We start from the raw sequence: 15,939 nt of genomic DNA on the forward strand, positions 1-15,939 counted from the left end.
GTGCCCCGGTTCAGCGTCATCGTGCCCGCGTACAAGGTCCAGGCGTACCTCCAGGAGAGCCTGGACTCGGTCCTCACGCAGTCGTACCCGGACCTGGAGCTGATCGCGGTCGACGACGCCTCCCCGGACGCCTGCGGCGCGATCATCGACGAGTACGCGTCCCGGGACCCGCGGCTCACCGCCGTCCACCTGGCGCACAACCTCGGCCCGGGCCCGGCCCGCAACGCGGGCCTGACCCGGGCCATCGGCGACTACCTGGTCTTCCTCGACGGCGACGACACCCTGGCGCCGGGCGCGCTGGCGGCCCTCACCGACCGGCTGAAGGCCACCGGCTCCCCCGACGTCCTGGTCTACGGCCACGCGTGCACCTCCTGGACCGGCGAACCGGTCCGCGACCGGTTCTCGGACCGGCTCCGCGAGGACGGGCCGGCCAGCTTCCGCCTCGCCGACCGCCCGGCGCTGCTCGGCACGGCGATGGTGGTGTGGGACAAGGCCTACCGCCGCGACTACGTGGAGCGCGAGGGCTTCGCCTTCCCGCCCGGCTTCTACGAGGACGCGCCCTGGAGCTACCCGGCGCTGCTGGCCGCGCAGTCCCTCGCGGTCCTGGACCGGGTCTGCGTCCAGCACCGGCGACGGCGCGCGGGATCGGTCCTGACCACCTGCAGCCGCCGCCACCTCGACGTCTTCGACCAGTACGACCGCGTTTTCGGCTACCTGGGCGGCCGCCCCGAACTGGAGCGCTGGCGCCCCGCCGTGCACCGGCGGATGGCCGAGCACTTCTGCGCGGTGTACGCCGACCCGCGCCGCCTCCCGCGCGCGGCCCGGGCCGAGTTCTTCGGCCGGGCCTGCGCACTGCTGCGCCGCCACCGGGCACCGGCGGGCACGGGCGGGCCGGCGCTGCCCCTGTCGCGGGCCGACCGCGTCCGGCACGCCCTGATGCGGCTGGGCGCCCGGCGCACCTACCGGCTGCTGTCGGCGCTGCGCTCGGCCGGGCGGGCCGCGGGCCGCGGGGCGCTGGCCGCCGGCGGGGGTCTGCGGGAGGCCTGGCTGCGGCTGCACTACCGGATCCAGCGCCTGCTGCCGCTCCGCCCCGAGCTGGCGGTCTTCTCCGCGTACTGGCACGGCGGCTACGCCTGCAACCCGGCGGCGATCGAGGCCAAGCTGCGGGAGCTGGCGCCGCGGATGCGCACGGCATGGATCTGCGACCCGCAGCACACGGCCACGCTGCCCCGCCGCACGGCGGCGCTGCGCCCCGGCTCGGCGGCGTACTGGACGGCCCTGGCCCGGGCCACGTACCTGGTGACGAACGTCAACTTCGAGCGCGCGCTGGTCAAGCGCCGGGGCCAGGTCCTGGTGCAGACCCAGCACGGGACGCCGCTCAAGCGGGTCGGACTGGACCTGCGGGACCGGCCCGCGGCCGCCCCGACGACGGATTTCGCGGGCCTGCTGCGCGGCGCCGACCAGTGGGACTACCTGCTCTCCGCCAACCGCCACTCCACCCTGGTCTGGGAGAAGGCCGTGCCGTCCTCCTACACGACGCTGGAGTACGGCTACCCGCGCAACGACCCCTTCCACCGGGCGAGCCAGGCGGACGTCCTGGAACTGCGCGAGCGCCTGGGCATCGCGCCGGATTCGACGGCGGTCCTGTACGCGCCCACGCACCGCGACTACCGGCGCAGCCGGCCGGACCACCTGGACTTCGCCCGGGTGCTGCGCGACCTCGGCCCGCGCTTCACGCTGCTGGTCCGCACGCACCTGACGTACGCGGGCACCGGCTGGACCCCGGAGCCCCACCCGCGGCTGATCGACGTCTCCTCGTACCCCTCGGTGGAGGACCTGTGCCTCGCCTCGGACGCGCTGGTGACGGACTACTCGTCCGTGATGTTCGACTACGCGGCTCTGGACCGGCCGATCGTGATCCACGCGGACGACCGGGAGGCGTACGAGGCGGCCCGGGGCACCTACTTCGACCTGCGGTCGTGCCCGCCGGGCGCGATCGCGCGCACCGAGGACGAGCTGGTGGACATCTTCGCGTCGGGCCACTGGCAGAGCTCCCGCTCGGCGCAGCTGCGGGCGTCGTTCCGCGCGCGCTTCTGCCCGTACGACGACGGCCACGCGGCCGAGCGCGTGGTCCGCCGCGTCTTCCTGGGCCAGTCCGCGCCGACTCCGCCGATCACCCCCCTGCACGCCCGCCGTCCCGCCCCACCGGCCCCCTCCACGGCCGTGGCCACGGAACCGGCGGCGGCATCCGTGGCCTCGGGTCACCGGCCGTAGGGGCGCCGCCGCCTTCGCTGCGCCCGGGTTGCCGCGCCGGTCAGGCGGTGGTGGCTCCCAGGCCCGCCAGTACCGAGCGGGCCAGTTCGTCCAGGTAGGTGCGGTCCACGTCGTCCCGGACCACCACCTGGCGCCAGTACAGGGGGCCGATCGCCAGGTCGAGGGCCCGGCCCGGGTCCGTGGAGCCGGGGAGTTCGCCGCGTGCGACGGCGCCCGAGACGATGCCCTCCGCCATCCGCCGCTGTCCGTCCAGCAGTGCGCCCCGTACCGCGTCCGCGATCTCCGGGTTGCGGGCCGCCTCGACCAGGAGATCGGGGATGACCGCCGAGGCCACCGGGTGGCGCAGCACGTGCGACATGACCTCCAGCAGGGCCCGTACGTCCCCGTACAGCGAGCCCGTGGCCGGTACCGGCAGGCCGTCCACCGCGAAGGCGCCCACCAGGTCCAGGACCAGGTGCAGCTTCGACTTCCACCGGCGGTAGACGGCCGTCTTGCCCACGCCGGCCCGCCGGGCGATGCCCTCGATGGACATCCGGGAGAAGCCGACCGCGGCCAGTTCCTCCACCACGGCCTCCCGGATCGCCTCGGTCACGTCCTCGCGCAGGACGGCGGCCCCGGCGGGGGCACGGCGGGCGGCGGCGGGCGCGGTGGCGGGGGAGGCGGAGGGGTCCGTGGTCATGCACCGAGCATAGCGGCGCACGCCGCCACCTGGCCGTCACGACGATACGGTTGCGTTCCGACGCGTCCCGCTCTAATCTCGGCGTAGCGACGATACGGACCCGTCCCGCCGGTGAGGCGGCGGCGCCCGGCATCGCCAGCGACGCCCCGCCCCCGGCGAAAGCGATCCCTGTGACCACCGCGACCGCATCCCCGACCGCACCCGCGACCCCCGCGGAACTCGCGGCCGCCCACGGCCTGACCGTCAGCGGCGCCCGCCCCTCCCTCCCGCGCTACGTCGCGGACCTCTGGGGCCGCCGCCACTTCGTGACCGCCTACGCGACCGCCCGTATGCAGGCCACGTACAGCACCGCCCGGCTCGGCCAGGTCTGGCACCTGGTGACGCCGCTGCTCAACGCGGCCGTCTACTACTTCATCTTCGGCATCGTGATGCGGGCCAGTCACGACGTGCCCGACTACGTTCCGTTCCTGATCACCGGCGTCTTCGTCTGGGACTTCATCGGCAGCTCCATCAACGCCGGCACCCGCGCCGTCCACAGCAACCTCGGACTGGTCCGCGCCCTGCACTTCCCGCGCGCCAGCCTGCCCATCGCCGGCGTCGTGCAGCTCTTCCAGCAGCTGCTCGTCTCCATGGGCGCCCTGGTGATCCTGCTGCTCGCCTTCGGCCAGACCCCCCGCCCGGCCTGGCTCCTGGCCGTGCCGGCCCTGCTGCTCATGGCCCTCTTCTGCGCCGGCGTCGCCATGGTCATGGCCCGCATCGGCAGCAAGAGCCCCGATGTGAGCCAGCTGATGCCCTTCGTCCTGCGCACCTGGATGTACTCCTCGGGCGTCATGTGGTCCATCGACCAGATGGTCAGGGGCGACGAGCTGCCGCACTGGGTCGCGCTGCTGCTCAAGGCCAACCCCGCCGCCGTCTACATCGACCTGATGCGCTTCGCGCTGATCGACAGCTTTCCGGCGCACTCGCTCCCGCACCACGTGTGGCCCGTCGCCATCGGCTGGGCGCTGCTCGCCGGCGTCGGCGGTTTCATCTACTTCTGGAAGGCCGAGGAGGAGTACGGACGTGGCTGACACCGCAGCGAAGATCCCCACCGTGATCGCGGACGAGGTCCACGTCGTCTACAAGGTCCAGGGCGGCGGCAGCCGCAAGGGCGGCGCCACCGCCGCCCTCAGCCGGATCTTCTCCCGCGGGCCCGCCCCCGGCATCCGTGAGGTGCACGCCGTCAAGGGCGTCAGCTTCACCGCCCACAAGGGCGAGGCCATCGGTCTGATCGGCTCCAACGGATCGGGCAAGTCCACCCTGCTGGCCGCCATCGCCGGCCTCCAGCCGGTGGCCCGCGGCCGGATCTTCTCGCACGGCCAGCCGTCCCTGCTCGGGGTCAACGCCGCGCTGATGAACGACCTGACGGGCGAGCGCAACGTCGTGCTCGGCGGCCTGGCGATGGGCATGTCCCGCCGGCAGATCCAGGAGCGCTACCAGGACATCGTCGACTTCTCCGGCATCAACGAGAAGGGCGACTTCATCTCCCTGCCCATGCGCACCTACTCCTCGGGCATGGGTGCCCGGCTGCGCTTCTCCATCGCCGCCGCGAAGGACCACGACGTCCTGATGATCGACGAGGCGCTGGCCACCGGGGATGCCGCCTTCCAGCGGCGCAGCCAGGCCCGCATCGAGGAACTCCGCGAGCGCGCCGGCACCGTCTTCCTCGTCAGCCACGGCATCAACACGGTGCGCGAGACCTGCGACCGCGCGATCTGGCTGGAAGCGGGCGTCCTGCGCATGGACGGCCCTTCGGCCGAGGTCTGCAGCGCCTACGAGGCCTTCACCTCGGGCAGGGGGTGACCCGCCGGCGTCTCGGGGCGCCCCGCCGGCCCCGCCGCGCGTGGTAGGCGCGGGGGCCCGGGGGCAGAGCCCCCGGGCGGCGCCGCGGGCAAAGAGCCCCGCACCCTGCGGAGACGGAAAGCGGGCGGCCCCGGGACCTGCTGGTCCCGGGGCCGCCCGTCGTCCGTCTCCGCACGGCCCGCACCGTGGCGGGCCACCGGTCAGGTGTGCGTGCGCAGCAGCGAACGCATCGTCCGCATCGCGACCGACAAGTTCGCCAGGTCGAAGTCGTCCGAGCCGCGGATCTCGTCCAGGGTCGTGCGTGCCCGGGAGATCAGCGCCGCGTTCTTCTCCTCCCAGAGCTTGAACCGCTCCTCGGGGGTGGCCTCGCCGTTGCCCACCGACAGCACATCGGCGGTCAGGGCCGCGTGTGCGGCGAACAGGTCCTCGCGGATGGAGGCGCGGGCCATGGACTGCCAGCGGTCGGCCCGCGGCAGCTCGATGATCCGGTCCATCAGCTGGGTGATGTCCAGGCGGTCGGCGAGGTCGTAGTACACCTCGGCGACGTTCAGCGGGGCGACCCCGGTACGGTCCGCGATGGCGACGACGTCGAGCGTCGGGAAGGCGGAGGAGAAGCCGGCCACCTTGGCGGCCAGTTCCTCCGGAACGCCCTCACCGATCAGCTCGTCCATGATCGACTGGTACCACTCCAGGTCCGCGCCCCGCACCAGCTTCGGCAGCTCGGTCCAGACGTGGCCGACCCGCTCCCCGAAGAATTCGATGGTCTCGGTGATCTGGAGCGGCTGCGGCCGGTTGTTCAGCAGCCAGCGCGTGCCGCGCTCGACCAGGCGCCGCGAGTGGAGCCGGATCCGGGTCTGGACACTGGCCGCGACCTTGTTGTCGAGCGCCTCGACCGCGTCCCACACCTCGGCGAGGCCGAAGATCTCGCGGGCCGCGAGCTGCGCCCGCACGATCTCCTCCGTGGAGGCCCCGGTCTCCTCGCGCAGACGGTGCAGGAAGGTCGAGCCACCGGTGTTGACGGTGTCGTTGACCAGGATGGTGGTGGTGATCTCACGCCGCAGCGCGTGCGCCTCGACCTGCTCGGGGAACTTCTCGCGCAGGGCTGCGGGGAAGTACGAGAAGAGCAGGCGGCGCAGGTACGGGTCGTCCGGCAGCTCGGTCGCGATGAGCTCGTCCGCCACCGTGATCTTGGTGTAGGCGAACAGGACGGCCAGTTCCGGCTGGGTCAGGCCCTTGCCGGTGTTCAGCAGTTCGCGGATCTGCCGGTCCGCGGGCAGGAACTCCAGCTCGCGGTTGAGCAGCCCGGCTTGCTCCAGGCGGCGCATGAAGCGCTGCTGGGCGTGGAGCAGGCTGGGGGCCTGCGCCGCGCCGTTGGCCAGTGCCAGGTTCTGGGCGTAGTTGTTGCGGAGCACCAGGTGGCCGACCTCGTCGGTCATCTGGGCCAGCAGGGTGTTGCGCTGCTTGACGGTCAGGTCGCCGTCCGCGACGACCGCGTTGAGCAGGATCTTGATGTTCACCTCGTGGTCGGAGGTGTCCACGCCGGCGCTGTTGTCGATGGCGTCGGTGTTGATCTTGCCGCCCTCGCCGCCGGCGCCGCTGCGGGCGAACTCGATGCGTCCGAGCTGGGTCAGGCCCAGGTTGCCGCCCTCGCCGATGACCTTGGCCCGCACGTCGGAGCCGTTGACGCGGATGGCGTCGTTGGCCTTGTCGCCGACGTCCGCGTGCGTCTCGGCCGTGGCCTTGACGTACGTGCCGATGCCGCCGTTCCACAGCAGGTCCACGGGGGCCTTGAGGATGGCCTGCATCAGCTCGGCCGGGGTCATCTTGGTGACGCCCGCCTCGATGCCGAGGGCCGCGCGGACCTGCGCGGTGACCGGGACCGCCTTCGCCGAACGGGGGTGGATGCCGCCGCCCGCCGAGATCAGCGAGGTGTCGTAGTCGGCCCACGAGGAGCGCGGCAGCTCGAACAGGCGACGGCGCTCGGCGTAGGAGGTGGCCGCGTCCGGGTCCGGGTCGATGAAGATGTGCCGGTGGTCGAAGGCCGCGACGAGGCGGATGTGCTCGGAGAGCAGCATGCCGTTGCCGAAGACGTCGCCGGACATGTCGCCGACGCCGACGACGGTGAAGTCCTCGGTCTGGGTGTCGTGGCCCAGCTCGCGGAAGTGCCGCTTGACGGACTCCCACGCGCCGCGGGCGGTGATGCCCATGCCCTTGTGGTCGTAACCGGCCGAGCCGCCCGAGGCGAAGGCGTCCCCGAGCCAGAAGTTGTACGCGTGGGCAACCTCGTTGGCGATGTCGGAGAACGTCGCGGTGCCCTTGTCGGCGGCGACGACGAGGTAGGTGTCGTCCTCGTCGTGGCGGACCACGTCCTGGGGCGGGACGACCTCGCCCGCCACCAGGTTGTCGGTGATGTCGAGCAGCGCCGAGATGAAGGTGCGGTAGCAGGCGATGCCCTCGGCGAGCCAGGCGTCGCGGTCCACGGCCGGGTCGGGGAGCTGCTTGGCGACGAAGCCGCCCTTGGCGCCGACCGGCACGATGACGGTGTTCTTCACCATCTGCGCCTTGACCAGGCCGAGGATCTCCGTACGGAAGTCCTCACGCCGGTCGGACCAGCGCAGCCCGCCCCGGGCGACCTTGCCGAAGCGCAGGTGGACGCCCTCGACGCGCGGGGAGTACACCCAGATCTCGAAGGCCGGGCGGGGCGCCGGCAGGTCCGGGATGGCCTGCGGGTCGAACTTCATGGACACGTAGTCGTGCCACTCGAAGCCCTTCGCCTCCTGGAAGAAGTTGGTGCGCAGGGTCGCCTTGATCAGGGTGAGGAAGGCCCGCAGGATGCGGTCCTCGTCGAGCGAGGCGACCTGGTCCAGCGCTCCGTCCAGTTCCTCCAGCATGGCGTCGACGAGCTCGCTGCCGGCGGCCTGGCGGCCGGGCGACATGCGGGCCTCGAAGAGGGAGACCAGCAGCCGGGTGGTGTGGACGTTGTTGCGGAGGGTGTCCTCCATGTAGTCCTGGCTGAAGGTGGAACCGGCCTGGCGCAGGTACTTGGCGTACGCGCGCAGGACGACGGCCTGGCGCCAGGTCAGGCCGGCGCTCAGCACCAGGGTGTTGAAGTTGTCGTTCTCCGCCGCACCGGTCCACACCGCCGCGAAGGCTTCCTGGAAGCGCTCGCGGGCGTCGTCGCCGAGGTAGGCGTCGCCGTTGCCGGGCGAGACGGGCATCCGCAGGCCGAAGTCGTAGATCCAGGCGCTGACCCGGTCGGCGCGGCGCAGCTCGTACGGGCGCTCGTCGGTGACCTCGACGCCCAGGCGCTGGAGCACGGGCAGGACTGCGGACAGGGAGACCTGCTCGCCGGTGCGGTAGATCTTGAAGCGGCGCTCGCCGGGGCCCGCGCCGACGGGCTCGTACAGCGAGAGCGCGAACGGCAGGTCGCCGGCGGAGAGCTGCTCCAGGTGGCACAGGTCGGCGACGGCGGCGCGCGGCGAGTGGTCGGCCTTGTAGCCCTCGGGGAAGGAGGTGCCGTACTTGCGCAGCAGCTCGGCGGCGCGCTCCTCGCCCAGCTCGGCGACCAGGGCCTCGGAGAAGCCGTCGATCCAGGACCGGGCGGCGTCGACCAGGCGGCCCTCGATGCGTTCGACGTCGGCGTCGGTGAGGACCGGCAGTTCCTTGCCCTGCGGGACGCGGACGACGAAGTGGATGCGGGAGAGGATCGACTCGGTGTTCCAGGCGGTGAAGTCGACGCTGATGCCGTCGAGTTCCTCCTTCAGGATGTCGATCAGGCGCAGCCGCACGCCGGTGGTGTAGCGGTCGCGGGGCAGGTAGACCAGCGCGGAGTAGTAGCGCCCGTACTCGTCCTGGCGCAGGTAGAGCCGCAGCCGGCGGCGTTCCTGGAGGTACAGGACGGAGGTGACGATGGCCCGCAGCTGGTCGACGGGCGTCTGGAACAGCTCGTCGCGCGGGTAGGTCTCCAGGATCTGGAGCAGGTCGCGGCCGTCGTGGCTGCTGGGCGCGAAGCCGGCGCCTTCGAGGACCTCGGCGACCTTGCGGCGGATGACCGGGACGCGGCGCACGGACTCGGTGTAGGCGGCGGAGGAGAACAGGCCGAGGAAGCGCCGCTCGCCGACGACGTTGCCCTCGGCGTCGAACTTCTTGACGCCGACGTAGTCGAGGTAGGAGGGGCGGTGCACGGTGGAGCGGCTGTTGGCCTTGGTCAGCACCAGCAGGCGGTGCTCGCGGGCCTTGGCGCGGGCGTCCGCGGGCAGCCGGTTGAAGGACGGCGAGACGGGGTGGCCCTCGTCCTTGCCGCTGTGGTGCGGGTCGGAGCGCAGGATGCCGAGGCCGGTGCCGGGGACGGCCGCGAGGGAATCGCCGTCGACGAGGTTGTACTCGCGGTAGCCGAGGAAGGTGAAGTGGTCGTCGGCGAGCCAGCGCAGCAGTTCGCGGGCCTCTTCGAGCTCGTACTCGCGCAGGTCCGGGGCGGTCGGCTCCTCGGGCAGGGCGTCGGCGATGCGCAGGGCCGCATCGCGCATCTTCTCCCAGTCCTCGACGGACTCGCGCACGTCGGACAGGACGCGCAGCAGGTCGCCGGTGATCTGCTTGAGGTCGGCCCGGTCGGTCTCGCGGTCGATCTCGACGTGGATCCAGGACTCGACGAGGGAGTCGTGGGGGCGCGCGGTGCGGGGGCCGTGCGCGTCGCAGTCGGAGCCGAGGATCTCGATGAGCTTGCCGGTGACGTCGCGGCGGACGACGACCTGTGGGTGGATCACGACGTGGATGCCGCGGCCCTGGCGGGAGAGCTCGTTGGTGACGGAGTCCACGAGGAACGGCATGTCGTCGGTGACGACCTCGACCACGGAGTGGCTGGAGGTCCAGCCGTTCTCCTCGACGGTCGGGGTGTGCACGCGCACGTTCGCGGTGCCCTGCGGGCGGTTCTCGGCCAGCCGGTAGTGCGAGAGCGCAGCCCCGAAGACGTCGACCGGGTCCCGGTCCAGGAGGTCCTCGGGGGCGGTGTGCAGGTAGTAGCGCTGGAGGTAGGCGAGCACCGTGTCCCGGCCGGGACCCTCCCCTGGCTCGGACCCAGTCGGAAGTAGCCCCCCGGCCGGGCTGTTCTCAGCTACCCGGGCCGCCCGCGCGAGCAGCTCGGCCTTTGCTTCGTCCAGCTTGGTCTGCATGTCCTCTGGCTCCTGTCGCGCGCCATTGCGTGACGTAGGTGAAGGAAGGGATGACATAGCGCCGCGAGGCGGGGTGTCCGTTCGGGATCGACGCTATGCCGTCGAGAAAGCCGGCCGGGAAGGAACAAGCCATGATCATCGAGTCCCGGTGGCAGGGATCAGCGAGGGCCCGGGCACGGTCGTGCGCCGGGCGCATTCCGGGGGCCTCGGCGCCCCCGATGGATATCGCGCTGATCACGGGTACCAGGCTATCCCGCCGGACCCCCACCCCGTCACGGTCCGGAACTGTACAAAAGTGGGTGCACAAGTTTGACGTTGTGCGCAGTGACGTGGTCGACGGCGCGTGCCAGTGCTTATTCGGCCAGCGCGCGAGCAGTGCGCACGGCGTCTGCCAGGGTGTCCACGACGGGGACTCCGGCCGATTCCAGACTGGTGCGGCTGTGCGAACCACCCGTGTAGAGGACGGCTCGGGCGCCCACGTGGGCGGCGGCGAGGGCATCGTCCACGGCGTCTCCGATGAGCACCGTACGGGCGGGGGTCACGCCGATGGACTCCAGGGCCGCCATATGGCGTACGAGGTGTCCCGCCTTCGACGTGTGCGAGGGGCCGGTCCGTCCGTCGACGCGCAGGAAGTGCCGGTCGATGCCGTGGAAGCGCACGAGCGGTACGAGCTTCTCGTGGGGCGCGAGGGAGAGCAGGGACTGGGTGAGCCCGTCGCGCTGCCAGTCCTGCAGCAGTTCGAGGGCGCCCTCGGCGAGCCCGGCCTCCTCGGCCGCGGCCCAGTAGTGCCGGTGGAAGGTGGCGTCCATGAGCAGCCATTCCTCGTCGGTGGGCATGCGGCCCATGAGGCGCTCGTAGAACTTCGGCACCGGTACGACGTACAGGTCGCGGTAGGTCTCCAGGGTGATCGGCGCGAAGCCGAGCTCGGCGAAGGAGGCGTTGGTGGCGGCCATGACGGCGTCGATGTCGTGGAGGAGCGTGCCGTTCCAGTCCCAGACTATGTGGGTCACTTCAGCAGCCCCGGGATCTCCTGCACGCCGAACCACAGCAGCTCGTGGTCCTCGGCGCCGTCCACCACGGACCGCGCGTCGCCGTCACCGCCGTCGGCGGCCTCCACGGCTGCCGCGGCGGCGGCGACGTCCGCTTCGGCGTCGTCGGCGTCGACGTGCACCGCGGCGGCCACGGTGAGCCGTACGGGTGCGGCGAGGCCGACCTGGCCGAGGCCCGCCTCGTCGGCCCCGGGGAGGTCGGTGACCGCCTTGTCGGCGACGTCCAGGGCGACGACGACCCGCCGGCGCGGGGCCGCCGGGTCGGCGGCGAGCAGCTGCAGGGAGGCGGCAGCGGCGCGGGTCAGGGCCGCGTACTCCAGCTCCTCGATGTCGTCCGACACGTACCACTCGCGCAGGGCGGGTGTGACGGCGTACGCACGCAGCGGGGCGGGGCCCAGCTCACCCGCCTCGTGCGCCTCGGAGAGCCCGGGGAGGGTCAGGGGGACGTACACGCGCATGGCCGGCTGCTTTCGGTAGTCGGAGAACGCCCTCAGGATACGACCGGCCCCACCCGCACCGGGAGACCGGCGGTCCACCCGCCCGCCCCGGCCGGGCCGGCCCACATCCCCGCCCACGCCGGCATCGCCGATCGGGCCGCACGGCGTGCCCCACCGCCCGCCGGACCCGCCCGCCCGCCACCACGGGCCCGGCCGACCCCTCCGGTCCTCCGTCCGCCCGCCCCGCCCGGGCGCCCGACCGACCACCCCACGGGCTCGCCCGCCCCGCCGGCACACCGCCCGCCCCGCCGGACCCGACCGCCCGGCCGCCGGGCTCGACCGCCCGCGGCCGCGGGCCCGGCGGACCCGTCCGGTCCTCCGTCCGCCCGCAGGGACCGGCCGGCCCCATCGGTCCGGCCGGGTGACGGCCGTCGTCCCCCTTCGGGGTCGTGCGGCGCGCGCCTTCGCCGTCCACTCCGCTCCCGTACGCGGCGCCCCGGATACCGCCGGCGGACACCTCGGCCCCCGTCAGCGGGCCGCCGGGGGCCGGGGCGGCCCGCCGGGCACTCGGATAGGTGAACCTGTGCGGCCCCCGGCCGGGCCCGGCACGCGGTTGCGGAGCGTGTTCGGCGGACCGTAGAAGATCCCCATCAAGTTACCGCCCGGTATCGCTCCGGGCCCGGCTCGTTCGGGGGCAGATCGCGATGGACACCACGATGCTCGGCACGATCGGCGGCGAGGCGGCCCGCCGCCGGCCCGGCGGCCAGGCCCGGACCAGGCCCGTCGGCCGACGCGACCCGCGGCGCCCGGCGGGCCCGCCGCGGGCCCTGCGGCTCGGCCCGCACCACTGGTTCGCCGAGCGCCTGCTGGCGGTCGTCACCGGCCTCCGGCCGGTCCATTCGCTCCTAGGCCACACCATCGGCCCGGCCTACCAGCAGCTGGTCACCCTGGCCCCGTCCGACCCGCTGCGCGAGCAGCTGCGCCCCGTCGTCCGCCGGTGCGGCCGCTTCACCCCCGGTCCGGGCGTCATCGAGGCCTTCGCCCGGATCGCCACGGGTGACCGCATGACGGCGATGGCCTTCCGCCTGGAACAGGGCCCCGACCTGCGCTGGCGCTGCGCGGCGATCGAGATGCGGGGCCCCCGTCCGTGATCCGGGGCGCCGGGCACCCGACCACGCCCGGGCCGCTGACGGCCCGTCACCAGGCGGCCCCGGTCCCGGCTGCCGTCGTGGGTCACCAGCCTGGCCGGCCACACCGGCACCCGCTCGACGACCACGTGCCGACCGCCCCGGTGCAGCTCGAACCCGGAGCGGGCCGCACACGTACACAACGGGGGTATGGGCGTGGACTGCACGGGGGTACGGGCGTGGACAGCGGCAGGCCCCCGGCGCGCGCAACGCGGCCGGGGCCGGACACCGCATCGGTGTCCGGCCCCGGCCGGTCGTACCACCCCCGGGGGGCTACTTCTTGCGGCGGCGCCCGCCGGCGGCCTTCTGCGCCTTGCGGCGCTCGGCCCGGGTCAGCCCGTCGCCGTCACCGGCGCCCTCGGACTCGAAGTCCCCCTCGATCACACCGCCCTCACCGTCGACGCTCGGCGCCGAGAAGTGCAGGCGGTCCGGGCGCTGCGGCGCGTCCAGCCCCTTCGCCCTGATCTCCGGACGGACCGGCTCCTTGGTCAGCGACGGCGCCGTGTCCTGCACCGGGACCTCCTCGACCTGCTGCTCGACCTGGACCTCCAGGTTGAACAGGTAGCCGACGGACTCCTCCTTGATGCCGTCCTGCATGGCGTTGAACATGTCGAAGCCCTCGCGCTGGTACTCGACCAGCGGGTCCTTCTGGGCCATCGCCCGCAGGCCGATGCCCTCCTGCAGGTAGTCCATCTCGTACAGGTGCTCGCGCCACTTGCGGTCGAGCACCGAGAGCACCACGCGCCGCTCCAGCTCGCGCATGATGTCGGAGCCGAGCGTCTTCTCGCGCGCCTCGTACTGCTCGTGGATGTCGTCCTTGATGGACTCCGCGATGAACTCGGCGGTGATGCCCGCCCGGTCGCCCGCGGCCTCCTCCAGCTCCTCGATGGTGACCTTCACCGGGTAGAGCTGCTTGAAGGCGCCCCACAGGCGCTCCAGGTCCCACTCCTCGGCGAAGCCCTCGACCGTCTCGGCCGCGATGTACGCGTCGATCGTGTCGTCCATCATGAAGCGGACCTGCTCCTGGAGGTCCTCGCCCTCCAGGACGCGGCGGCGCTCGCGGTAGATGACCTCGCGCTGGCTGTTGAGGACCTCGTCGTACTTCAGGACGTTCTTGCGCGTCTCGAAGTTCTGGGTCTCGACCTGCGACTGGGCCGACGCGATCGCGCGCGTCACCATCTTGTTCTCGATCGGCACGTCGTCCGGCACGTTGGCCATGGCCATGACGCGCTCGACCATCTGCGCCTTGAACAGGCGCATCAGGTCATCGCCCAGCGACAGGTAGAAGCGGGACTCGCCCGGGTCGCCCTGTCGGCCGGAGCGGCCGCGCAGCTGGTTGTCGATGCGGCGCGACTCGTGGCGCTCGGTGCCCAGCACGTACAGCCCGCCGAGCTCCTTGACCTCCTCGAACTCGGCCTTCACGGCCGCCTCGGCCCTGGTGAGCGCCTCGGGCAGGGCGTGGGCCCATTCCTCGATGTGCTCCTCCGGGTCCAGGCCGCGCTGGCGCAGCTCGGCCTCGGCGAGGTCGTCCGGGTTGCCGCCGAGCTTGATGTCGGTACCGCGGCCGGCCATGTTCGTGGCGACGGTGACGGCGCCCCGGCGGCCGGCCTGGGCGACGATCGTCGCCTCACGGTCGTGCTGCTTGGCGTTGAGCACCTCGTGCGGGATGCCGCGCTTGGAGAGCTGCTGCGAGAGGTACTCGGACTTCTCGACCGAGGTGGTGCCGACCAGGATCGGCTGCCCCTTCTCGTGCTTCTCCGCGATGTCGTCGACGACGGCGGCGAACTTGGCGACCTCGGTGCGGTAGATCAGGTCCGGCTGGTCCTTGCGGACCATGTCGCGGTTGGTCGGGATCGGGACGACACCGAGCTTGTAGATCTGGTGGAACTCGGCGGCCTCGGTCATGGCCGTACCGGTCATGCCCGACAGCTTCGAGTAGAGGCGGAAGAAGTTCTGCAGGGTGATCGTGGCGAGGGTCTGGTTCTCGTCCTTGATGTCCACCCCTTCCTTCGCCTCGATGGCCTGGTGCATGCCCTCGTTGTAGCGGCGGCCGGCGAGGATACGGCCGGTGTGCTCGTCGACGATCATGACTTCGCCGTCGATGACGACGTAGTCCTTGTCGACCTTGAAGAGTTCCTTGGCCTTGATGGCGTTGTTCAGGTAGCCGACGAGCGGGGTGTTCACCGACTCGTAGAGGTTCTCGATGCCGAGCCAGTCCTCGACCTTGGCGACGCCGCTCTCGTGGATGGCGACGGTGCGCTTCTTCTCGTCGACCTCGTAGTCGCCGGTCTCCTCGATGCCCTTCAGCGGCTGGCCGGGCTCGCCCTTGGTCAGGCGGGTCACCAGCTTCGCGAAGTCGCCGTACCACTTCGTGGCCTGGTCGGCCGGACCGGAGATGATCAGCGGGGTGCGGGCCTCGTCGACCAGAATCGAGTCGACCTCGTCGACCACGGCGAAGTTGTGGCCGCGCTGGACGAGCTCGTCCTGGGACCAGGCCATGTTGTCGCGCAGGTAGTCGAAGCCGAACTCGTTGTTCGTGCCGTAGGTGATGTCGCAGTTGTACTGTTCGCGGCGCTGCGCGGGCGACATGTTCGCCAGGATGCAGCCGACCTCCAGGCCGAGGAACTTGTGCACCCGGCCCATCAGCTCGGAGTCACGCTCGGCGAGGTAGTCGTTCACCGTGATCAGGTGGACGCCCTTGCCGGACAGCGCGTTCAGGTACGCGGGCAGCGTGCCGACCAGGGTCTTGCCCTCGCCGGTCTTCATCTCGGCCACGTAGCCGAGGTGCAGCGCGGCGCCGCCCATGATCTGGACGTCGTAGTGCCGCTGGCCGAGGACGCGCTTGGCGGCTTCGCGTACGGTCGCGAAGGCCTCGGGCAGCAGGTCGTCCAGGCTCTCGCCGTCCTGGAAGCGCTGCTTGTACTCGTCCGTGAGCGCCCGCAACTCGGCGTCGGAGAGGTTGACGAAGTCCTCTTCGATGGAGTTGACCTGGTCCGCGATGCGGTGCAGTTTGCGCAGGATCTTGCCTTCGCCTGCACGCATGAGCTTGTTGAAGACGGACACCGAGGTTTGTCTCCTTGCCGGTCGGGCCTGGGCACTGTTCGTAGCCGGGCACGGCAGGTGGGCCCCACCGCAACGGCCATCGTAAGCGAGGACGTGGTCGCGTCGGGAGGTCCGCCGTAGCCGAAGGGCGCGGGCGCCCGGATTGAGAACGTACGCGGCAGGGCGAAGGTGCCGCTGCCTGGGCGGTGCTTTCGGAAAAAGTGTTCGCCGGGTACCCCTCGGCGCCACCACAATCCCCCC

The 15,939-nt window shown here is 72.0% G+C and carries 9 protein-coding genes; 4 read left to right on the plus strand and 5 right to left on the minus strand.

The genetic code is table 11. The annotated features are described in order from the left end of the window. Positions 1-2,274 carry a bifunctional glycosyltransferase/CDP-glycerol:glycerophosphate glycerophosphotransferase gene (locus AMK16_RS17210; RefSeq protein ID WP_073915765.1) on the plus strand — a complete coding sequence of 758 codons (2,274 nt, stop codon included), beginning with the start codon at positions 1-3 and terminating at the stop codon, positions 2,272-2,274. 40 nt (positions 2,275-2,314) lie between these two features. On the opposite strand, the gene AMK16_RS17215 is transcribed toward AMK16_RS17210, so the two are convergent. After that, a complete protein-coding gene (locus tag AMK16_RS17215; RefSeq protein WP_073915768.1) occupies positions 2,315-2,953 on the minus strand; it encodes a TetR/AcrR family transcriptional regulator in 639 nt (212 codons plus the stop codon). 170 nt (positions 2,954-3,123) lie between these two features. On the opposite strand from AMK16_RS17215, the gene AMK16_RS17220 reads away from it, so the two are divergent. Continuing rightward, positions 3,124-4,023: an ABC transporter permease gene (locus AMK16_RS17220; protein ID WP_242438752.1), complete on the plus strand. Its 900-nt coding sequence runs from the start codon at positions 3,124-3,126 to the stop codon at positions 4,021-4,023. After that, on the plus strand, positions 4,016-4,795 hold the full coding sequence (locus AMK16_RS17225) for an ABC transporter ATP-binding protein (RefSeq protein WP_073915771.1): 780 nt from the start codon (positions 4,016-4,018) through the stop codon (positions 4,793-4,795). Before AMK16_RS17220 ends, AMK16_RS17225 begins: the two co-directional genes overlap by 8 nt. 200 nt (positions 4,796-4,995) lie before the next feature. Here AMK16_RS17225 and AMK16_RS17230 read toward each other — a convergent pair whose 3' ends face one another. The 3 genes from AMK16_RS17230 to AMK16_RS17240 form a co-directional block, all read right to left on the minus strand. Beyond that, complete coding sequence (locus tag AMK16_RS17230; protein ID WP_073915774.1) at positions 4,996-9,963, minus strand: NAD-glutamate dehydrogenase; 4,968 nt, start codon at positions 9,961-9,963, stop codon at positions 4,996-4,998. 353 nt (positions 9,964-10,316) lie between these two features. Then, a complete protein-coding gene (locus AMK16_RS17235) occupies positions 10,317-10,973 on the minus strand; it encodes an HAD family hydrolase (RefSeq protein ID WP_073915777.1) in 657 nt (218 codons plus the stop codon). Beyond that, positions 10,970-11,470 carry a DUF6912 family protein gene (locus AMK16_RS17240; protein WP_073915780.1) on the minus strand — a complete coding sequence of 167 codons (501 nt, stop codon included), beginning with the start codon at positions 11,468-11,470 and terminating at the stop codon, positions 10,970-10,972. Before AMK16_RS17240 ends, AMK16_RS17235 begins: the two co-directional genes overlap by 4 nt. Before the next feature lie 683 nt (positions 11,471-12,153). On the opposite strand from AMK16_RS17240, the gene AMK16_RS17245 reads away from it, so the two are divergent. Beyond that, complete coding sequence (locus AMK16_RS17245) at positions 12,154-12,600, plus strand: Rv3235 family protein (protein WP_242438753.1); 447 nt, start codon at positions 12,154-12,156, stop codon at positions 12,598-12,600. Between the two features lie 309 nt (positions 12,601-12,909). Here the strand turns inward: AMK16_RS17245 and secA are convergent, their stop codons facing one another. Further along, on the minus strand, positions 12,910-15,699 hold the full coding sequence (gene secA, locus AMK16_RS17250) for a preprotein translocase subunit SecA (protein WP_073915783.1): 2,790 nt from the start codon (positions 15,697-15,699) through the stop codon (positions 12,910-12,912). Between the last annotated feature and the right edge of the window lie 240 nt (positions 15,700-15,939).

The organism is Streptomyces sp. CB00455 (genome assembly GCF_001905445.1).
Classification (GTDB): Bacteria; Actinomycetota; Actinomycetes; order Streptomycetales; family Streptomycetaceae; genus Streptomyces.